21 protein-coding genes and 1 pseudogene are annotated in these 18,180 nt (G+C 71.3%); 10 read left to right on the top strand and 12 right to left on the bottom strand.

The annotated features are described in order from the left end of the window. Positions 1-149 precede the first annotated feature (149 nt). Both ACIP9H_RS38850 and ACIP9H_RS38845 read left to right on the top strand, forming a co-directional pair. Positions 150-1,457 carry a sensor histidine kinase gene (locus ACIP9H_RS38850; RefSeq protein WP_401590704.1) on the top strand — a complete coding sequence of 436 codons (1,308 nt, stop codon included), beginning with the start codon at positions 150-152 and terminating at the stop codon, positions 1,455-1,457. A gap of 217 nt (positions 1,458-1,674) precedes the next feature. After that, positions 1,675-2,562 carry a hypothetical protein gene (locus tag ACIP9H_RS38845; RefSeq protein WP_401590706.1) on the top strand — a complete coding sequence of 296 codons (888 nt, stop codon included), beginning with the start codon at positions 1,675-1,677 and terminating at the stop codon, positions 2,560-2,562. A gap of 19 nt (positions 2,563-2,581) precedes the next feature. Here the strand turns inward: ACIP9H_RS38845 and ACIP9H_RS38840 are convergent, their stop codons facing one another. Beyond that, on the bottom strand, positions 2,582-3,517 hold the full coding sequence (locus ACIP9H_RS38840; RefSeq protein ID WP_401590708.1) for a M56 family metallopeptidase: 936 nt from the start codon (positions 3,515-3,517) through the stop codon (positions 2,582-2,584). Between the two features lie 11 nt (positions 3,518-3,528). After that, entirely contained in the window at positions 3,529-3,912 is a 384-nt protein-coding gene (locus tag ACIP9H_RS38835; protein WP_401590711.1) for a BlaI/MecI/CopY family transcriptional regulator, read from the bottom strand. A gap of 140 nt (positions 3,913-4,052) precedes the next feature. Between ACIP9H_RS38835 and ACIP9H_RS38830 the strand changes: the two genes are divergently transcribed. Together ACIP9H_RS38830 and ACIP9H_RS38825 are read left to right on the top strand one after the other, a co-directional pair. Then, positions 4,053-4,718 (top strand): DedA family protein, encoded by a 666-nt coding sequence (locus ACIP9H_RS38830; protein ID WP_401590713.1) that lies wholly within the window; start codon positions 4,053-4,055, stop codon positions 4,716-4,718. An 83-nt stretch (positions 4,719-4,801) separates the two neighbouring features. After that, a complete protein-coding gene (locus ACIP9H_RS38825; RefSeq protein ID WP_401590715.1) occupies positions 4,802-5,638 on the top strand; it encodes an undecaprenyl-diphosphate phosphatase in 837 nt (278 codons plus the stop codon). A gap of 78 nt (positions 5,639-5,716) precedes the next feature. Here the strand turns inward: ACIP9H_RS38825 and ACIP9H_RS38820 are convergent, their stop codons facing one another. The 5 genes from ACIP9H_RS38820 to ACIP9H_RS38800 form a co-directional block, all read right to left on the bottom strand. Continuing rightward, positions 5,717-6,343 (bottom strand): hypothetical protein, encoded by a 627-nt coding sequence (locus tag ACIP9H_RS38820; protein WP_401590718.1) that lies wholly within the window; start codon positions 6,341-6,343, stop codon positions 5,717-5,719. Between the two features lie 2 nt (positions 6,344-6,345). Then, a complete protein-coding gene (efeU, locus tag ACIP9H_RS38815) occupies positions 6,346-7,194 on the bottom strand; it encodes an iron uptake transporter permease EfeU (protein ID WP_401590721.1) in 849 nt (282 codons plus the stop codon). A 20-nt stretch (positions 7,195-7,214) separates the two neighbouring features. Continuing rightward, a complete protein-coding gene (gene efeO, locus ACIP9H_RS38810) occupies positions 7,215-8,375 on the bottom strand; it encodes an iron uptake system protein EfeO (protein ID WP_401590724.1) in 1,161 nt (386 codons plus the stop codon). Between the two features lie 110 nt (positions 8,376-8,485). Continuing rightward, on the bottom strand, positions 8,486-9,445 hold the full coding sequence (locus ACIP9H_RS38805) for a M56 family metallopeptidase (protein ID WP_401590726.1): 960 nt from the start codon (positions 9,443-9,445) through the stop codon (positions 8,486-8,488). Next, positions 9,442-9,813: a BlaI/MecI/CopY family transcriptional regulator gene (locus ACIP9H_RS38800; RefSeq protein ID WP_401590729.1), complete on the bottom strand. Its 372-nt coding sequence runs from the start codon at positions 9,811-9,813 to the stop codon at positions 9,442-9,444. Before ACIP9H_RS38800 ends, ACIP9H_RS38805 begins: the two co-directional genes overlap by 4 nt. A 106-nt stretch (positions 9,814-9,919) precedes the next feature. Between ACIP9H_RS38800 and ACIP9H_RS38795 the strand changes: the two genes are divergently transcribed. Beyond that, positions 9,920-10,594 (top strand): DedA family protein, encoded by a 675-nt coding sequence (locus tag ACIP9H_RS38795; protein ID WP_401590732.1) that lies wholly within the window; start codon positions 9,920-9,922, stop codon positions 10,592-10,594. Beyond that, a complete protein-coding gene (locus ACIP9H_RS38790) occupies positions 10,591-11,349 on the top strand; it encodes a phosphatase PAP2 family protein (RefSeq protein WP_401590734.1) in 759 nt (252 codons plus the stop codon). Before ACIP9H_RS38795 ends, ACIP9H_RS38790 begins: the two co-directional genes overlap by 4 nt. A 13-nt stretch (positions 11,350-11,362) precedes the next feature. Here the strand turns inward: ACIP9H_RS38790 and ACIP9H_RS38785 are convergent, their stop codons facing one another. The 3 genes from ACIP9H_RS38785 to ACIP9H_RS38775 form a co-directional block, all read right to left on the bottom strand. Further along, a complete protein-coding gene (locus ACIP9H_RS38785) occupies positions 11,363-13,504 on the bottom strand; it encodes a bifunctional polysaccharide deacetylase/glycosyltransferase family 2 protein (RefSeq protein WP_401590737.1) in 2,142 nt (713 codons plus the stop codon). After that, complete coding sequence (locus ACIP9H_RS38780) at positions 13,501-13,740, bottom strand: hypothetical protein (protein ID WP_401590740.1); 240 nt, start codon at positions 13,738-13,740, stop codon at positions 13,501-13,503. Before ACIP9H_RS38780 ends, ACIP9H_RS38785 begins: the two co-directional genes overlap by 4 nt. Before the next feature lie 239 nt (positions 13,741-13,979). Then, positions 13,980-14,726, bottom strand: coding sequence for a hypothetical protein (locus tag ACIP9H_RS38775; protein WP_401590743.1), 747 nt, complete (start codon positions 14,724-14,726; stop codon positions 13,980-13,982). Positions 14,727-14,938: 212 nt separating this feature from the next. Here ACIP9H_RS38775 and ACIP9H_RS38770 point away from each other — a divergent pair, with 212 nt between their 5' ends. The 4 genes and pseudogenes from ACIP9H_RS38770 (at position 14,939) to ACIP9H_RS38755 (ending at position 16,982) form a co-directional block, all read left to right on the top strand. Beyond that, positions 14,939-15,586 (top strand): hypothetical protein, encoded by a 648-nt coding sequence (locus tag ACIP9H_RS38770; protein ID WP_401590746.1) that lies wholly within the window; start codon positions 14,939-14,941, stop codon positions 15,584-15,586. Next, positions 15,543-15,638 (top strand): annotated as a pseudogene (locus tag ACIP9H_RS38765) (hypothetical protein); the annotation flags it as partial. The gene ACIP9H_RS38770 and the pseudogene ACIP9H_RS38765, both read left to right, overlap by 44 nt. A gap of 6 nt (positions 15,639-15,644) precedes the next feature. Next, positions 15,645-16,181, top strand: a complete 537-nt coding sequence (locus ACIP9H_RS38760) for a hypothetical protein (RefSeq protein ID WP_401590749.1) — start codon at positions 15,645-15,647, stop codon at positions 16,179-16,181. 144 nt (positions 16,182-16,325) lie between these two features. Beyond that, positions 16,326-16,982, top strand: coding sequence for a class I SAM-dependent methyltransferase (locus ACIP9H_RS38755; RefSeq protein WP_401590751.1), 657 nt, complete (start codon positions 16,326-16,328; stop codon positions 16,980-16,982). A gap of 30 nt (positions 16,983-17,012) precedes the next feature. On the opposite strand, the gene ACIP9H_RS38750 is transcribed toward ACIP9H_RS38755, so the two are convergent. Then, the gene (locus ACIP9H_RS38750) at positions 17,013-17,555 is read right to left on the bottom strand and encodes a hypothetical protein (RefSeq protein ID WP_401590754.1); all 543 of its coding nucleotides are present in this window, start codon (positions 17,553-17,555) and stop codon (positions 17,013-17,015) included. Positions 17,556-17,632: 77 nt separating this feature from the next. Further along, positions 17,633-18,142 (bottom strand): winged helix-turn-helix transcriptional regulator, encoded by a 510-nt coding sequence (locus tag ACIP9H_RS38745; RefSeq protein ID WP_401590756.1) that lies wholly within the window; start codon positions 18,140-18,142, stop codon positions 17,633-17,635. Between the last annotated feature and the right edge of the window lie 38 nt (positions 18,143-18,180).

The following is an 18,180-nucleotide window of genomic DNA, read 5'->3' as shown; positions in this document are numbered from 1 at the left end:
CTTCGTACGCGTGGCACGACTTGCCACACCGCCGACGCTAGGAACCGGCCGGTTAAAGGCCCCTTCGCGGAAGGTGAGAGGACGGCAAAACCCGATCATGAGCTGTCGCGGCGACTCCGGAGGTGTCCTGCGGGGGCGACCATGGGGGCATGAGACAGCGTGTGGCCCGGGTGGCTCTGGTTGCCGCCCTCGTGGCCGTCGTTCTGCTGGCCGTGCCCCTGGCCCTGGTGATCCGCGCGGCCCTGTTCGCCGATGAGCGCAACGAACTCGAGCGCGAGGCCCTGGCCGCCGCCGTGCGGGTCAGTCCGCAATTCGCCGCCGGCGACGCGGTGGAGCTGCCGGCAGCCCGGGACGGTGAACTGCTGGGCGTCTACGACACGGCCTGGCGGCGGCGCTGGGGCACGGGCCCCGCCGCGGCCGACGCCGCCGTGCACCGTGCCGCCACAGGGAAGGTGGCACAGCGGCAGTCGGCGGGCGAGATCGTCGTCGCCGTTCCCGTGTCCGACGCCGAGCGTGTCATCGGAGTGGTCCGGGCCTCCACGGACACCGGTGAGGTCTGGAAGCGCATCCTGCTGGCATGGCTGGCGCTGGTGGGCGTTGCCCTGTCCGCGCTGGGGGTGGCCCTGCTCGTCGCCCGGCATCAGGCCCGTGCGCTGACGGGTCCACTGGAAGCCCTCGCTGCCACGTCGGCGAAGGTCACCGAGGGCGATCTCACGGCCCGGGCCGCGCCATCGGGCATCGCCGAGATCGATCAGGTCGGCGCCACGCACAACGACATGGTCGAGCGCCTCGGCGGGCTGCTGCACCATGAACGTGAGTTCGCCACCAACGCGTCCCACCAATTGCGCACCCCGCTCACCGGGCTGCAACTGGGCCTGGAAGCGGCGCTGTCGACATCAGGAGCCGATCTGCGGAGCGCGGCACGCGAAGCGCTGGAGCAGTCGCGGTACCTTCAGCACACCATTGACGAAGTGCTCCGGCTGGCGAGAACCGGGGCATCCGTCCATGACGGGCCCGCGGTCCGCTCCGTCGGCGACGTCCTGGAGCAGGCGGAGCGGCGGTGGCACGGCCCGCTGGCGCAGGACGGCCGCCGCCTGGCCTTCGCACCGGAACCCGGCACCGGTGGCCTCGGTGTTCCCGGTCGGACCAGCGACCAGATCCTGGACGTCCTCCTCGACAACGCCCGCCGGCACGGACGCGGCACGGTGCGCGTGACCGTGCGGGAACTCGGGGGAGTGGTCGCCTTGGACGTGGAGGACGAAGGAACACTCACGCTCGATCCGTCCGCCCTGTTCGCCCGCGGCACCACCACCGGCCAGGGCAGCGGCATCGGCCTGGCGCTTGCCAAGGAGATGGCTGCCGGGGCGGGCGGCCGACTCGGCGTGACCCGCGACCACCCGACGACCTTCACCTTGCTCCTGCCCCACCAGGGGGAGGGCCCCGGCCGGCCGTCGTGAAGTCCTTCGCCCCGGATCCCGGAAGTCACGGCGTGCCCTGACGGAGCCCGGCCGCAGTCCGTCCTACGCTACAGCTCAATGTCTACAAGGCTGTAGGCGTACGAGGGCAGCCATGCTCCGTCCCGCCGAGCCGACGGGTCTCGACGGCAGCGCGGACGGCGACACCGCACCCCACCCTCGACTCCTCCGTGACAGCCGGCATCCCAGGAGGACCGAGATGGAGAAACCGCAATCCCTGGCCGTGCCCCCGGCCGGTGTCGGCGAGAGCGCGGGGGCGTACGCGGTGGAGAAGCTGCCGCAGGTTTCCCTCGCCTTCTGGATCATGAAGATCGCGGCGACGACCCTCGGCGAGACGGCGGGGGACCTCTTCGCCCAGACCCTGAAGATCGGCTACTTCCTCACCACCATCGCCCTGTTCGCCGTCTTCCTGGCCACGCTGGCCGTGCAGCTCCGGTCGCGGCGCTACAACCCCTTCGTCTACTGGACGGTCATCCTCTCGACCAGCACGGCGGGCACCACGATGTCCGACTTCATGAACCGTGACGCCGGCGCCAAGTACCTCTCACCCGGTGCCACGGCACTGGGCCGGGGACCGCAGGGCCTCGGTCTGGGATACCCCACGGGCGCGGCGATCCTGGTCGCGCTGCTGATCGCGATTTTCGCCGTCTGGCGGCTGACCCGGCTGCCCTTCGCCCTCCAGGACATCCGCACCTTCCGCGCGGAGGCGCTGTTCTGGACGGCGATCCTCGTGTCCAACACCCTCGGCACCTCGATGGGTGACTTCCTGTCCGACAGCTCCGGACTCGGCTACGCCGGGGGCGCGCTGCTCATCACGGGCCTGCTCGCGTGTTTGCTCGTCCTGATGTACGTGCCGGCCGTGCCGAACGTCCTGCTGTTCTGGATCGCTTTCGTCCTCACCCGCCCCCTCGGCGCGACCGCGGGCGACCTGCTGACCAAGCCCACCGCGAAGGGCGGCCTCGACCTGGGCACCGCGGGGTCCTCGGCGGTACTCCTCGCGATCCTGCTCGGATTCATGGGCCACGCGTATCTGCGCGAACGCCGAAGTGCCGGTCCCCGGAGCGGGCCGTCCGCCCGAACCGCGTAACCCCCCCCCTCGCGCCGGCTCACGTGCCGACGGCCTCCAGCAGGACATGGAGGTCGCCGACGGCGTCGACGGTCGACAGGGCGGCGACGGCCAGGAACGCCGCGGTGGCGGAGGCGAGCGCCGGGTGGTGGCGGAGCGGCGGGGCGAGCAGCGCGGCCACGCGCCTCGGAACCGGTCCCGCACCGGCGAGCGGCGACGCGCCACGGCCGATGATGCCCAGCGCAGCCCACGCGGGGCGGGCGGGAGCGCGGTGGGCGGCCAGCGCGGCCCTGCCGACCGCGCGCGCGACCCGGCGGCGGTCGCCCGTGCCGGCTGCCGCCTTCTCGTCGGCCCAGCGTTCGATCGTGTAGGTGACGGCGGCGGCGAGAGGGCGCAGGAAGGGGTTGGCGGCGGCGCCGAGCTGGGCGAGGGCGACGAAGGCGTAGTGATGGCCCGACAGGTGGGCCCGTTCGTGGGCGAGCAGGATGTCGCGCTCGGAGACGTCCAAGGTCCGCAGCATGCCGGTGGAGACCACCACGCGGCCGGGCAGGCCGGGGATCGCGAAGGCGTCGGGGACCTCGTCGTCGACCACGACCAGGCCGTCCTGCGCGGGCATGCACGCCGCCTCCAGCACGGCGGCGGCCAGGGACCGGGCACGGCGCCAGAGCATGCGGGCGGCCGTCACCACGGCAGCGCCCAGGAGGAGGCCGGCGATCAGTGCCACGGACAGTTCGGCGGGATCCTTGTGCTGCGCGGCGTGGGCCGACCAATGGCCGAGCCCCGCCAGCGCGGGGATCCGGATCAGCCCGGTGATCGCCAGCAGGCCCAGCGAAACGGTGCTGGCCGCCCCCAGGACCACGCAGACGGCGGTCAGCAGCCAGGTCGCCAGGCGCGGATGGCAGCGGTCCGACAGAGGCCGGGCCCCGAGCGGGGCGAACAGCGACAGCAGCAGCGGCAGGTAGACGGCGATGCGCATCCGGCGCCCCTCTACGGATTCTGGTCGGGGCCGAGCAGCTGACGCAGGAGCTCCGCGTCGGCGGACGACAGGCCGTCGGCGAAGCGCGCGAGCACCGCCTCGCGATCGGGCCGCTCCTCCAGGACGGAACGCATGCGGCGGGCGGCGAAGCCGGGTTCGTCGGTCACCGGGGCGTAGGCGTAGGCCCGGCCGCGCTGCGTGCGGGTGAGCAGGTTCTTGGCGTACATGCGGGTGAGGATCGTCACCACGCTGCTGTAGGCCAGCTCGCCTTCCAGGCGCTCGGCGACCTCGCCAGGGGTCAGCGCACCCTCGGCCCGTTGCAGCACACCGAGGATCTCCGCCTCGCGTTCGCCGTTCGCCCGCTTGGGGCCCCGGCCCTGGGTGGGGGAGCTCATGACGTTTGCCGGTCCTCCTGAAATCTTCTACAGTCACGTAAAACCTCTACGGCGGTGTAGACGCCGTTGCCTCCCGAGTGTGCCATGCGCCCCTACCCGCCGGTCCAGACCCCCCGGCCCGCGCACGGCGGAAAGGCCTGTTGGTGCTCCACGCCCTCAACCCGCTGGATGCCACCTCACTGCTGACGGCGTTCGGCACCGTGGGTGTCTTCCTGGTGCTGTTCGCCGAGACCGGACTGCTGATCGGGTCCTTCCTCCCGGGCGACTCGCTGCTGTTCACCGCGGGACTGCTCTGCACCACCGGCGCCGGCGGCCTGCACCTGTCACTGCCCCGGGTACTGCTCGCGGCGGCGGCCGGGGCGCTGCTGGGAGCGCAAGCCGGCTATCTGATCGGCCGCCGCGCCGGCCGGACCCTGCTGAGCCGCACGCGCAACCGGCATCTGACCGACGGCATGGCCCGCGCCGAGGACCTGCTCGCCCGCTACGGCCACGGCAAGGCCATCGTCCTCGCGCGCTTCGTCCCCGTCGTACGGACCGTGCTCAACCCGCTGGCCGGAATCGTCCGCGTACCCGCCGGGACCTTCGCGCTGTGGCAGGCCGTCGGCGGTGTCGTGTGGACCGTCGGCCTGGTGCTCGGCGGCTACGCCCTCGGCGCGAGCATCCCCAACGTCGACCGCTACCTGCTCCCCCTCGTCGGCGTGATCGTCGCCCTCTCCCTGCTGCCGCTCGCCGTGGAGCTGCTGCGCGCCCGCCGCACCCGCGCCGGCACCGAGCCGGAACGGCAGCCGGAACGACGCTCCGTGTGATGACCCCGTAGCCCCTCGTCCGGCAGCACCGCAGCACCGCCGCACCGCCCGCGACCACCCAGCGACCACAGAAACGGAACCCCATGAGTGCCATCAGCGTCGGCCAGGCCGCAGTCCTGGGAGTCGTCGAAGGAATCACGGAATTCCTTCCCATCTCCTCCACCGGCCACCTGAAGATCACCGAGGGGCTGATGGGTATCCCCGTCGACGACACGTCCGTCGTCGGCTTCACCGCCGTGATCCAGGTCGGCGCGATCGCCGCCGTGCTCGTGTACTTCTTCAAGGACATCGTGCGGATCGTCTCCGCCTGGGGCCGCGGCATCGTCAACCGCCAGGAGCGCTACCACCACGACTACAAGTTCGGCTGGTGGGTGATCTACGCGACGATCCCGGTCGTCGCCGTGGGCCTGGCCGCGAAGAAGCTCATCCAGGGTCCGCTGGCCTCCCTGTGGGTGGTCGCGGGCTCGCTGATCGTGGGCAGCGGTGTGATGTGGGCCGCCGACCAGATGGGCCGGCACAAGCGCGGTGAGGACGACACCTCGCTCAAGGACGCGATGCTCGTCGGCTCGTCCCAGATCCTCGCGCTGCTCTTCCCCGGCTTCTCGCGGTCCGGCGCGACGATGTCCACCGCGCTGATGCTCGACCTGGACCGGGTCGCCGCCACCCGTCTGTCCTTCTTCCTCGGCATCCCCGCCCTGACCGGCGCCGGCCTGTACGAACTGAAGGATGCCGCCGGCGCCGGGACCGGCCTCGCCCCGCTCGTGGTGGGAACCGCGGTCTCCTTCGTGGTCGCCTACGCCTCGATCGCCTGGCTGCTGAAGTTCGTCGCCAAGCACTCGTTCAACGCCTTCGTGGTCTACCGCGTCGTCATCGGCGTGGTGCTGCTCGGCCTGCTCGCCACCGGCGCGGTCAACGCGTGAGCCGGCGCCCCGGATGAGGCCGGTGCGGTCCTGGCATGCAGGCGGCCAGGACCGCACCGCTGTCCGGGCTCAAGCACGTCAGTCCTGATCGGCAGGCGGGGGCGAGAGCACCGGGTCGTCCATGCGGAGCAGGCGGTACCCCTCGCCCTTGCCCGGGGACCGGCCCGGGCGGCGCGGACGGTAGGAGGCCGGCACAAAGTGCTTGGACTTCCGAGGCCGGAGCCTGCGCGCGGCGCGCGTCATCGCCGCGAAAGCGGGTGAGGCGCCGATCAGTTGACGGAAGACCCACGGGGTGAGTCCCGCCAGCCGGGCGGCGGTCTGCCAGCCCTCGCCCCGGCTGATCGCCAGCACGGCGACGCGGACCATCGCCGGCGTGACCACAGGGCCAGGACGCAGGCCGTGCGCGGCGGCCAGCGCGGCCGCCGATTCGACGGCCGCCGCGAAGGCGGGGTCCAACTCCAGCCAGCTCCGCAGGACCTGGCTAGGCACGCCTGCCCACACTGCGGCCGCCTCGGACCCCAGCCCGAGAGCCGTGGCCTGAAGCACGTCGGCCATCCTGGCCGTCGTGGCGTCCCGCTGACCGGGGTCGCGGCCGAGGGCCGCGTGCAGCCCGCGCTCCATCTCCTCCCGCGCGCACAGCCACGCCACCACCTGGGCAGCCGTGGCCTCGGGATCTTCGGCGGCACGGCCTTCGGGTTCGTCCACTGCTACTCCACGGGCGTGGGCTCGGCCGCCTTCTCCGGCCGCGGAGCGGACCGGGTGCGCTCCGGGGCGAGGAAGAAGGCCATCACCGGGATCAGGTACAGCGCCCAGACGAGCACCTGGATCAGGGTGGGGTCGGGCTGGAAGTTGAAGACGCCCTTGAGCAGGGTGCCGTACCAGGAGTCCGGCGGAATGGTGGAGCTGATGTCGAAGGCGAGGTGACCCAGCCCGGGCAGGATGTCGGCCTCCTGGAGGTCGTGGATGCCGTAGGCGAGGACCCCGGCGGCGACGACGACGAGCATCGCGCCGGTCCAGCGGAAGAACTTGGCCAGGTTGATGCGGAGCGCGCCCTTGTAGAACAGCCAGCCCAGGACGGCCGAGGTGGCCAGACCCAGCAGCGCGCCGACGAGGGGACGGATGCCGTCGCCGGTGGCCTGCACGGCGGTCCAGATGAACAGGGAGGTCTCGAGCCCTTCGCGGCCCACGGCGAAGAACGAGGTCACCACCAGCGCGCCGGTGCCGACGGCCAGCGCGGCGTCGAGTCTGCCCTGGAGCTCGCTCTTGAGATGGCGTGCGGTGCGGCGCATCCAGAAGACCATCCAGGTGACCAGTGCGACGGACAGCACCGACAGGCTGCCGCCGAGCGCTTCCTTGGCCTGGAACGTCAGGGTGGAGGAGCCGAACTGGAGCAGCGCGCCGAAGGCGAGACTGAGGCCGACCGCGAGGCTGACTCCGGCCCACACGGGCACCAGTCGGCGTCGGTTGCCGGTCTTGACGAGATAGGCGACGAGGATGCAGACGACGAGGCTGGCCTCGAGGCCTTCCCGCAGGCCGATGAGGTAGTTCCCGAACATGAGGTGGTGTTTCCCTTCCGCTACTTGGCGACCACGACGGCGGCGAGCCTGGACAGCGGCTCGGCCAGCCCGTTCACACCGTCCGAGAGGTCCTTGCGCCGGCTTTCGGGGACCTTGTCGTAGGAGACGTACGCGTGGTCGCCGGAGCCGGTCCGGTACGTGCCCAGCAGCGCGGTCAGGGCGGCGAACTGGTCGTCGAGTTCCCCGGTGAGCGCGGGGTCGTTCCTGGACGCGAGGGGCCTGAGGAGTTCGTAGGACTTCCGGGCACCTTCGAGGTTGCCCTCGAAGTCGACGAGGTCGGTGTGGGAGTAGCGCTCCTCCTCGCCGGTGACCTTGTTGTGGGCGACCTCGTCCAGCAGGCTCTTGGCGCCGTTGGCCATGGAGGTGGGGGTGATCTCGGCGGTGCCGACCTTCCTCACCCAGGTGTTCAGATCGGTCATGAGCCGGTCGGCGAGCTGCTTCTCCCTGTCGCCGATCCTGCCGTCGTGCCACAGCGCCTTCTCGAGCCGGTGCCAGCCGGTCCAGTCCGTGGCCGGGTCCTGGCCGGGGTCCAGACCGTCCTCGCGGAGGTCGACCTTCGGGTCGATGTCGCCGAACGACTCGGCGACGGGCTCGGTGCGCTCCCAGCCGATCCGCGACACGGCGTACAGCCTCTTCGCGGACCGCAGATCGCCCGCCTTCACCGCTTCGGTGAAGGCCTTGGCCTTCGGGAGGGTCTCCTCGGCCTGGGCGAGGACGTAGCTGCGGTAACCGGCGACGGCGGCATCGGCTTCGGGGCTGCGCTTCGCGGCGGTGGTGTCCTGACCGCCGGTGGCCCGCACCTTCTGGCGGATGCCCGCACCGGTCATGCCCGGTTTGCAGGCGACCTCGTAGTCGCCGGGCCTGATCTCGGTGGTGAGCGAGGTCTTGGTGCCCGGGCCTATGTTCTCGCGCTCCGCCGCGATCCGGTCATCGGGGTACAGCACGTACACCTCGGTGATCTTCGAGCCCTTGTTCTCCACCTCCAACGTGACGTGCCCGGAGGGGAATTCGGTCGTCGAGACCTCGCATGCGGTGTCCGAAGCCGTGACCTTGACGGCGCCGTCACCGCTCGCGGCTTTCTGCGCGCATCCGGACAGCGTCGCAACCGCTGCCACGGTGGCGGTGGCGCCGGCCAGCAGGCGCCGAGAGGTGGCGGACATGGGGGTGCCTCGATTCGCGCGGGGAGTGCAGGGCAGACAGGTGGCCCGGCCGCGCTGGAGTCTACAGATCTGTAGACGATAAGGAAAGGCTCCCCTTATTTGTGAGGGTGTCAGCGCAGCGATACGGGGCAGTGGGAGGGGTCTTCCCCCTGGGCCACCTCGACCCCGTCGTGCAGCCAGATCGCCCCGACGGACGAGGAGACGGCCGCGGCACCGCACACCAGGACCATGGCCAGCAGCACCGGGGCGAGGCGGCGGGTCGGAGCCTGCGAGAAGAGGGCCTTCACCCGCGCGGGTACCGGACCGCCGGCCGCACCGGTCGCGAACGAGGGCAGCGGGGCGCGCTCCTGATCACGCGTGACGGCCAGGGCGGCACGGCCGATCGCCCGCGCCGTCAGGGTGCGGTCGCCGGAAGCCTTCGCCGCGGCCTCGTCCGCGGCCCGCTCGGCGGCGAACGACACGTGCGCCACGGCGGCCGCGAGCCCCGGATGGCACCAGCCGGCGAGCTGGGCGACCGCCAGGAACAGATGGTGACGTCCGGCCAGGTGGGCGCGCTCGTGCGCCAGCAGCGCCTCGCGCTCGTTCGGGGCCAGGGCGCGGAGCATTCCGGTGGTCACCACGACGCGGCCCGAACGCAGACGCGCGCCAGGCAGGGCGTAGGCGTCCGGGCGGGAGTCGTCGAGCACGTACAGCCCGCCGGCCTCGGGGGCGCCGGCCACATGGTCGTGCGCCGCGCGGAACCTCCGTACCTCCGCGGTCGCCCGCCGCACGCCGGTCACGCAGGAGACCGCGAGCGCGCCGGTCGCCAGCGCCGACACGGCCACCGCCACGACGTGCGGACCCGCCTCCAGGGGCCGGACGACCTCCGCCCACTCCGCGACCGCCGGCACCTTCAGGGCCAGCGGAAGCAGGAGCACGCCCAGGCAGGCGACCACCCCGACCGCCAGCGCGGCCGACGTCACGGTGACCGCCCACAGCGCCACTTCGGGCCGCACCTGGAGCACGGCCCGCCGCGCCAGCGGCAGCAGGGCGAAGGGAAGCGCCAGCGGAATCAGCAGGAGCGCGATCATCGGCCGCCATCCTCGAGCAGCCTGCGGAGCTCGGCCTCGTCCGCCGGGCTGAGGCCTTCCACGAACCGGGCCAGTACCCGGCCGTGGTCCTTGTCCTGGTCGAGCTCCCGGTGCATCCGGCGAGCGGTGAGGCCGTGGGAGTCCTCCACCGGAAAGTAGGCGAATCCGCGTCCCCCCGGGCTGCGGTCGACCACTCCCTTCTCGTGAAGGCGCGCCAGCAGGGTCGCCACTGTGGTGCGGGCGAGTTCCTGCGGGATCGCCTCTCTGACCTGGGCCGCCGTCTGCGGTTTTCCCGCCGCCCACAGTGCCGCGAGCACGCTGGCCTCCAACTCGCCGGCCGGTCGCCGCTCGCTGTCCGCGTCCGCCATGGAACTGCCCTCTCCCCTCGATCGTCTACAGTGCTGTAGACGACTACTTCTCTGTAGACGCAAGTGTGTTGCCGCCCCGACGCCATTATCAAAGGGACCCGCACCGATGATCCTTCACCACCCCGTTTCACCGCAGGCAATGGACCTGGCCGTGAACGTGCTGGACGCCCAGTCCCTCCTCGCCGCCTTCGGCACGCTCGGCATCGCGATCGTCCTGTTCGCCGAGACCGGCCTGCTCGTCGGATTCTTCCTGCCCGGTGACTCGCTGCTGTTCACCGCCGGGCTGCTGTGCGCCGGTTCCGCGACCGCCCCGGGGCACCTCTCGCTGCCCTGGGTCCTCGCCGCCGCCGCGGCCGGGGCACTCACCGGAGCCCAGACCGGCTACCTCCTCGGACGGCGCGCCGGGCCGGCCTTCCTGAACCGCGTGAAGTCCCGCAAGATCCACGAAGGAGCCGACAGGGCCGGCGAGATCCTCCAGCGCTACGGATACGCGAAGGCGATCGTCCTCGCGCGCTTCCTCCCGATCGTACGCACGGTCCTCAATCCGCTCGCGGGCATCCTCGACGTCCCCGCACGCACCTTCGCCCTCTGGCAGGTCCTCGGCGGCCTGCTGTGGACCGTCGGCCTGGTCCTCGGCGGCTGGGCGCTCGGCGCGTCCGTCCCGAACGTCGACCGCTACCTCCTGCCGATCATCGCCGTCATCGTCGTGATCTCGCTGATCCCCGTCGGCCTGGAACTGACCCGGTCCCGGCGCACCCGCCGCGCCGAAGGCGGTGCATGAGCCGTCCCATGACCGGCCACGCCAACCCCACCCCCGCACTGAGCGAAGCCGAACCGGCCGCATCCGGCAGGCCGGTTCTCCGCTACGGCGGCACAGCCGCGATCGCCTTCGCGGCACTCGCCGCAACCGTCCTGATCTCCGGCGCCCGAGCGTTCCCCGCGGACCTGGACGTCCACCGGTTCCTGCTGGCACACCGCACCGCACCGGTCGTGACCGCTCTGCGCGCCGTGACCGCCACCGGCACCGGCGGTTGGCCCTACCTGCTGGCTGCGGCCGGTGGCCTGCTGGCGGCACCTGCCGTACGTCTTCCCGTCCCACGCGGGCGGGCGGTACGGACCCTGCTGCTCTGCCTCGCCTTCACCGGGTGGCTGGCTCTCGGGCAGGCGGTGAGGTTCGCCCTCATGACGGCCATCGCCCGGCCGCGGCCCCCCGGCGAGGACTGGATCACCCATGCCTCCCGCTGGTCCTTCCCCTCCGGCCACGCCACCACATCGGCGATGGCGGCAGGCCTCCTCGTCACCGCGCTCGCCGTCCGCCGCCCGCCGGCGTGGCGGCTGTGGGCCATCCTGCCGCTGTGCTGGGCCGTTCTGGTCGGGGTCAGCCGCTTGTGGCTCGGCGTGCACTGGGCCAGTGACGTGGTGGGCGGATGGCTGCTGGCGACCACGTGGATCCTCCTCGGCGTCGCGATCGCCGCGGCCTCGGGCCTGTTGACCACACGAACGAGGGGCCGCGGTGACGAACAGGGTGAGAGCTGATCGCCGCGGCTCCTCAGACCGTGGCGAGTGGTGATTCCACGGCGCCGGTGCGGCGGAGTTTCTGCCAGCGCAGACGGCCGCCGGTCAGCGCCGTGATCCAGGACTGCAGCAGGACCAGGTACATCAGCTGCCGGTACAGGATCTGCTGCAGCGGCAGCCAGACGAGGTGGCGCGGTGACTCGCGGTCCAGCCGGAAGGCGTACGCCGCGCAGCCCGCCTGGAGGACGAGCATGAGGCACCACGCCGCCGCGGTGCGCAGGGTGGGCCCGAACACCAGGCCGTAGAGGAGGAAGATGTCGACCAGCGGCGCCAGCAGCGGGGCGACGACCATGAACAGCGACACCAGCGGCAGACCGAGCCGCCCGAAACGCCCCGAGTGCCCGCCCTCCCGGACGGCCCGGCGGTGCTTCCAGATCGCCTGCATGGTGCCGTAGCTCCAGCGGTAGCGCTGCGACCACAACTGCCGCACGGTCTCCGGGACTTCGGTCCACGCGCGGGCGTTCTCCGCGTACACCACGCGCCACCCGGCTCGGTGCAGGGCAATAGTGACGTCGGTGTCCTCGGCGAGCGTGTCGTCGCTCATGCCCCCGACGTCGCGCAGCGCGGCCCGGCGGAAGGCGCCGACCGCCCCGGGGATGGTCGGCATGCAGCCGAGCACGTCGTACATACGGCGGTCGAGGTTGAAGCCCATGACGTACTCGATGTGCTGCCAGGCACCGAGCACGGTCCCGCGGTTGCCGACCTTGGCGTTGCCCGCGACGGCCCCCACGGCGGGGTCGGTGAACGGCTGCACCAGGGCGCGGACGGTGCCGGGTTCAAAGACCGTGTCCCCGTCCATCATCACCACGATGTCGCCGGAGGCGTGTGCCACCCCGTTGTCGAGCGCCACGGGCTTGCCCCCGTTGGGCTGCCGGATCACCCGCACCCCGGGCAGCGCGAGGTCCTCCACGATCCCGGCGGTCCCGTCGGACGATCCGTCGTCGACGACCACGATCTCCAGCGGGTAGTCGCTCGCCGCCAGCGAACGCACCGTGTTGGCGATGCACGCGGCCTCGTTGTAGGCGGGCACCACGACGGTGACGGGCTCGGCGAACTCCTCGGTCCGCCGCGCGTCGCGTTTCCGCGCGCGCCGGGCGTGGACGGCCGAGAGCAGCACCATCAGCGCGAACCGCGCCAGGACGAGCACGCCCACCGCGGCCAGGAGGACCGTGAGCACGCTCATGGTGTGCTCGGAGAGCGTGACGGCGAGGACGAAGGCCTTCCCCTCCCACAGCTGTGGCCCACTGACCGGGATGTTCGCGCTCGGCGCGCCCAGTGCCTGGGTGAGGGTGGGGAACGCATACCCCTGGGCGGTCATCTCCGGCAGCAACCGGTCCAGTGCCGCCACGGTCTGCGAACGGTCGCCGCCGGCGTCGTGCAGGAGGACGATCTCCCCGGCGCCCGGTTCGGCCGGCTCGGCCGCGCGCACGATGGCGTCGACCCCGGGGCGGGCCCAGTCCTCGGTGTCGGCGTCGATGAACACCGTGAGGTATCCGCGCTCGCCCACGTACCTGGTCACGGGCCACGACAGGTCGTCCAGCGCGTTCGCCGTCGACGAGTACGGGGGGCGGAACAGGAAGGAGTGGATGCCGGCCGCGCCGGCCAGGGCCAGCTGGTTCGCGGCGAGTTCGCGGTCGACGCGGGCCCTCGACTGGTACACCAGGTCGGGGTGGTCGAAGGTGTGCAGGCCGATCTCGTGGCCCTCGGCGACGATCCGGCGGACGAGGTCGGGGTGGCGCGAGGCCATGGTGCCCGTCACGAAGAACACCGCGTGGGCGTGGTATTCGGCGAGTTTGTCGAGGACCTCCGGTGTCCACCGCGGGTCGGGCCCGTCGTCGAACGTGAGGACCATGGTGCCGCGAGGGACGGACAGGTTCCGCGGCACGCCACCGCGGGCGTCGACGATCGGGCCGCCGTCAAGGACGGACTCCGGCACCCGGCCGGTGGCGACGGGCGGGTGGACGCGGTGGTCGGCGCCGATCTCGCTGTGGACGACACCGCGCAGGACCAGCATGCCGAGCACCGTCGCCAGCAACAGGGCCGGCAGGACGAACCGCAGCGGGACCGCTGTACGGCGCCTGGCCCGCCGGGACGTTGGGGCCGGGGCGCCGGTCACCCGCCGCCTCCAGTTGTACCCGGGGAGGGGGCAGGTTGCACTGGGTGGCCTTCGGCCGGGATCGTGAGCCGGGGAGCCCGGGGGTCCGCGTCGGCCAGGCCGATCGCCAGCGTCACGGCGCAGCCGGCCCACAGCCCGCCGACGACCCAGCCGATGCCGCGCAGCGTACGGCGCCGCCGCCCACTGGGGTCGACGAACACCGGCCGGTCCGTGGCTTCGGGTGTACGCGACTGCACCGCTTCTGGCCCCTTCCGCGCGAAGCAACCTGACTGCGCGGAAGGGGACGTGCGTGAGCAGCGGTCCGCCGGACGGCGGACCACGAACCCCCGTCGGTGGATCACCTGAGCGCTCTTGGAGCGGTGAATCTACCGGATCCTTGGCCAATTGTGTGCGGCCAGTGAACGATGCGTGGGTTAACTGTGGTGCTCTGTCCGGCGTGGCTGTGCGTCTGTGTCTCTGCGTGCGGCGCCCCGGCTTATGAGCGCGCGGCGGCCGATTCCGGTGCGCCGGCCGGCTCGGGCACCCGCTGGACGTCCTGGACGTCCGCCTTGGTCACCGCCAGGTAGCCGACCACCACGACGATCAGGGCCAGCAGGACCAGGGTCACCGGCCCGTCGCCGAGGCCGAGGCCTCCGACGGAGCGGGGCTTGCCCAGGCCGTCCGCGATCGATGCGCCGAGCGGGCGCGTGATCACGTAGGCGGACCAGAAGCAGAACACGGGATCCCAGCGCAGCAGGCGGTAGCCGGCGGCCGGGACGAGGATCAGCACCGCGAAGACGAGTGCGGAGGTGAAGTAACCCAGGTGCAGGGTGAAGGCGGTGAAGTCGCCGAGCGCGGTGCCCATGGCGAACGTGGCGACGACGGTCGCCCAGTAGAACGCCTCGCGGCGCGGGGAGTCGATGGTGTGGATGGACAGTGTGCCCTCGGTGCGCCGCCACAGCCAGAACACGGCCAGCAGCAGTGCTCCGTACAGCAGGCTGGAGAGGGTGTACGGCACGCCGATGGCGACGTGCATCACGTCGGCCGCCATCGTCCCGAAGACGCCGACCATGGCGACGGCGAACCAGTACGTCCACGCCCGGTAGCGGGCCTGGCGGAACTGGATCACCAGCGCGATGAGGAATCCGGCGAATCCGAGTACGACCGCGAGTTCGGGCGCCATGGCCTGGACGAGATAGTCCGAGGCGCCCTCGCCGAGCGCCGTCGACAACCCCTTTCCCACCCAGAAGGCCGTGACGATCGCGGGAACGCGAACCGCGCCTGAGGAGACGCTTGCGGCGGTGCCGCCTGAATGAGCATGACGCGCTGTCGAAATCACGTGAGCACCCTAGGGATCAAGGCCGCGCTTGTCTACACGGGTGTAGATGGTCTAGCGTTCCGCGGACGAGAGGGACGCCCTCTTCGTCCCGTTACCCGTTGTACGTGAGGGGTTCCATGACGACCACGACGACGCCAGAGCATCGGACGCCCGCCCGGGAACTGCTGAACAAGGTTCCCGAGGTCACCATCTGGTTCTGGGTGATCAAGATTCTCTGCACCACGGTCGGCGAGAGCTTCGCCGACTGGATCAACATGAACCTCGGTGTCGGCTTGATCAACACCGCACTGATCTTCACCGCCGTTCTGGCCGGCGTCCTGGCCTGGCAGCTCAGCGCCACACGCTACATCCCGTTCGTGTACTGGCTCACCGTGGTGGTGGTGAGCGTGACGGGCACGCTCTACACCGACATCCTCACCGACAGCCAGGGTGTCCCCCTCGCGCTGAGCAGCAGTGTGTTCGCCTGCGTCCTCGCTCTCGTCTTCGGGATCTGGTTCGCCCGCGAGCGGACCCTGTCGGTGCACACCATCACCACCCGGCCCCGGGAACTGTTCTACTGGCTCGCCGTCCTGGTGACCTTCGCGCTCGGCACCGCGACCGGCGACTGGACCCTGGAGCTGACCGGCTGGACCCCGGACGTCTCCGTGCTGCTCCCGCTCGGGTTGATCGTCGCGATCGTGTTCGCCTGGCGCCGGGGCGCCAACGCGGTGCTCCTTCTGGCTGGCGTACATCCTCACCCGCCCGCTCGGCGCCAATCTCGGTGACTGGCTCGGCTCACCCAGTGGCGATGGCGGCCTGGGCCTGGGCACCGCGGCGACCAGCGTGATCTTCCTGGCCGCCATCCTCGCCACGGTGCTGTACCTCACGTACAGCCGCAGCGACGTCATCGAGAAGTCGGAGCCGGCACCCGGTGCGGTGAACCCGGCGCGTGAGCGGATGATGCTCGGCTACTACGCCGTCGTGGCGATCGCAGCCGGGGCGCTGCTCGTCTGGGCACACCAGCAGCCCCACGCCGCCGTGGCCGGCGAAGGCGACGCCCCGGCTGCCACGACCGTCCATCTCACGCCGGCGCAGGCGACGTCGTCCTTCCCTCCGGCCGAGATCGCGAAGTTCCGTACCGTTGCGTCGGACACGTTGGCGAAGCTCAACTCGGGTGACCAGGCGGCCGCGACCACCCGGGTGGGCGACCTCGAGACGGCGTGGGACGACGACCAGGCCACCCTGGAGCCCAAGAACGAGCAGGCCTGGGGCTTCCTCGACAGCGAGATCGACCAGGTCCTGACCGCGCTGCGCGATCCGCACCCGGACCAGGCCGCCGAGGTCAAGGCACTCGACACGCTGCTCACATCGCTCAACTGACCGGGCGACCACGGTCGATCGTCCCGGGACCGGCACGCGGCCGCAGTGAATGCGTGCCGCGGCCGGTCCCGGAAGGCCGCCAGGCCGGACGGCGCAGGCCGCCCACTTGCCCGGCGGGCTGTCGGCGTGATGGAGTCGTCCGCCATGTCCGACCTCGACCGTCAGACCGCCTACTGGGACGCCGCGGCGGCGACCAAGACGTTCACGCATCCCCTGCACCTGCCGTGGCTGGACGGCACCGACCGGCAGGCCGCGATCCTGGACTACGGCTGCGGCTACGGACGTACCATGCACGCCCTCGAACAGCACGGCTTCACCCGTCTCTTCGGCGTGGACACCTCACCGGGCATGATCTCCCGGGCACGCGGCTCCCACCCCGCCATGCGCTTCGCCGTGCTGGACGCACCGCCGCTGCTGCCGGCCCATCCGGAGGCGAGCTTCGACGTGGTTCTCCTCTTCGCCGTGCTGACCTGCGTACCCGGCAGCGACGCCCAGCGACGGCTGGTCGGTGAACTGAACCGCGTCCTCAAGCCGGGCGGCATGCTCTACCTCAGCGACGTGCTGCTCCAGGACGACGCGCGCAATCGCGACCGCTATGCCCGGTTCGCCGAACGCTACGGCACCTACGGTGTGTTCGAGACCGGCGACGGTGCGGTCTGCCGCCACCACCCGGGGGAGTGGTTCACCTCTCTGCTGGCCGGATTCGAGGTCGCCGACGCCCGCCACATCACCGTCGCCACAATGAACGGACACGAGGCGAAGGGGATCCAGATCCTGGCCCGTCGAGGGCAGGTCCGCTGAGGCCACCGCCTCGTGCCGACGCGGCCCCCGTCAGGTGAGTTCGTCGGGCACGGGGACGCCGAGGTGTGCGAGAAGCGCGCCGACCTTGCGGTCGAGCTCGCGTCCGACGTCCGTGATCTCCGGCCGGCCGAGCACGGAGACCGTGTCGCTCGGGCGGTCGATCGCGAACACCGCCTCGCCGTAGGGGGCTTCGTGGATCGTGGTGCGCAGTGGCGCGTACATCAGGGCCCCGGCGTCGTGCCGGTACATGCGCTCGGCGATGGTGTGATTGCCCATCAGGTACTCGGTGCAGCGGGCCTGATCGTCGGCCATGCCGAACAGCGGCTGGGCGTCGAACTTCCAGTAGATCATGAAGCCCAGTGGGGCGTTCTCGTCCGCGAGTGCGAGTACGGCGCTCCACGGCGCGCGCTCGGTGACCAGCTCGAAGGTGCGCTGGTAGTCCAGCGGAGGGACGGCCTGCTCGAAGCGGGCGCGGAACTGCTCGTAGTCCGCTCCGACCGGGATCTCCAGTCGCGTGACGGAACGGGGGAGTGCGTGGATCGCGGGGTGCGTCGTCGTGGTGTGGTGGGCCATGACCTGCTCCCTTCTGGCTTGCCTTGCAGGAGCCAGTCTAGGACGCGAAACGGATATATGTGATTTAAGTGAGCACATCAGGCATGGGCGGTCGTGGCGGCGCCGAGCACTTGGGCGAGGTCGCTTTGCCAGGGCCTGACCCAGGCGGCCTCGGAGCGCGGCACCCGCCTGCGGCAACGCGGGCATCGGCGGCCGGGTTCGAAGGACTCACCACAGGTCGTGTGCACGAGGCGCATCGGCTGCGTCGGTGACGCGGACGCACTGTGGGTGTTGCCCCACACCATCATGGCGTGCAGGACGGGAAGCAGGTCCTCACCCGCCCTGGTCAGCCGGTACTCGTCGCGGGTTCGCCCGCCGCCCTCGGGCCGGTACGCGACACGTGCGAGCAGCCCCGCCTCGACGAGCTGCCGCAGACGGCCGGACAGGACGTTGTCCGCGATGTCCAGTCCGGCCTTGAACTCGTCGAAACGCGTCATCCCGACGGTGGCGTTGCGCATGATCAGCAAGGTCCACCGGTCGCCCAGGATGTCGGCGGCCCGTCCGATCGGACACGGCCCATCGGCGGTTCCGCGGTGGGGTCCTGGCATGTCGTACCTCCAGGCTTGCTCAACGCAAGCCTACGTCC

This window comes from Streptomyces sp. NPDC088732, assembly GCF_044751205.1.
Classification (GTDB): Bacteria; Actinomycetota; Actinomycetes; order Streptomycetales; family Streptomycetaceae; genus Actinacidiphila.
This window is presented reverse-complemented; position numbering and strand designations above follow the sequence as displayed.

Coding starts and splice junctions, on each gene's coding strand:
- ACIP9H_RS38850 (WP_401590704.1), top strand. CDS start 150: ATGAGACAGCGTGTGGCCCGGGTGGCTCTGGTTGCCGCCCTCGTGGCC.
- ACIP9H_RS38845 (WP_401590706.1), top strand. CDS start 1,675: ATGGAGAAACCGCAATCCCTGGCCGTGCCCCCGGCCGGTGTCGGCGAG.
- ACIP9H_RS38840 (WP_401590708.1), bottom strand. CDS start 3,517: ATGCGCATCGCCGTCTACCTGCCGCTGCTGCTGTCGCTGTTCGCCCCG.
- ACIP9H_RS38835 (WP_401590711.1), bottom strand. CDS start 3,912: ATGAGCTCCCCCACCCAGGGCCGGGGCCCCAAGCGGGCGAACGGCGAA.
- ACIP9H_RS38825 (WP_401590715.1), top strand. CDS start 4,802: ATGAGTGCCATCAGCGTCGGCCAGGCCGCAGTCCTGGGAGTCGTCGAA.
- efeU (WP_401590721.1), bottom strand. CDS start 7,194: ATGTTCGGGAACTACCTCATCGGCCTGCGGGAAGGCCTCGAGGCCAGC.
- efeO (WP_401590724.1), bottom strand. CDS start 8,375: ATGTCCGCCACCTCTCGGCGCCTGCTGGCCGGCGCCACCGCCACCGTG.
- ACIP9H_RS38805 (WP_401590726.1), bottom strand. CDS start 9,445: ATGATCGCGCTCCTGCTGATTCCGCTGGCGCTTCCCTTCGCCCTGCTG.
- ACIP9H_RS38800 (WP_401590729.1), bottom strand. CDS start 9,813: ATGGCGGACGCGGACAGCGAGCGGCGACCGGCCGGCGAGTTGGAGGCC.
- ACIP9H_RS38795 (WP_401590732.1), top strand. CDS start 9,920: ATGATCCTTCACCACCCCGTTTCACCGCAGGCAATGGACCTGGCCGTG.
- ACIP9H_RS38790 (WP_401590734.1), top strand. CDS start 10,591: ATGAGCCGTCCCATGACCGGCCACGCCAACCCCACCCCCGCACTGAGC.
- ACIP9H_RS38770 (WP_401590746.1), top strand. CDS start 14,939: ATGACGACCACGACGACGCCAGAGCATCGGACGCCCGCCCGGGAACTG.
- ACIP9H_RS38755 (WP_401590751.1), top strand. CDS start 16,326: ATGTCCGACCTCGACCGTCAGACCGCCTACTGGGACGCCGCGGCGGCG.
- ACIP9H_RS38750 (WP_401590754.1), bottom strand. CDS start 17,555: ATGGCCCACCACACCACGACGACGCACCCCGCGATCCACGCACTCCCC.
- ACIP9H_RS38745 (WP_401590756.1), bottom strand. CDS start 18,142: ATGCCAGGACCCCACCGCGGAACCGCCGATGGGCCGTGTCCGATCGGA.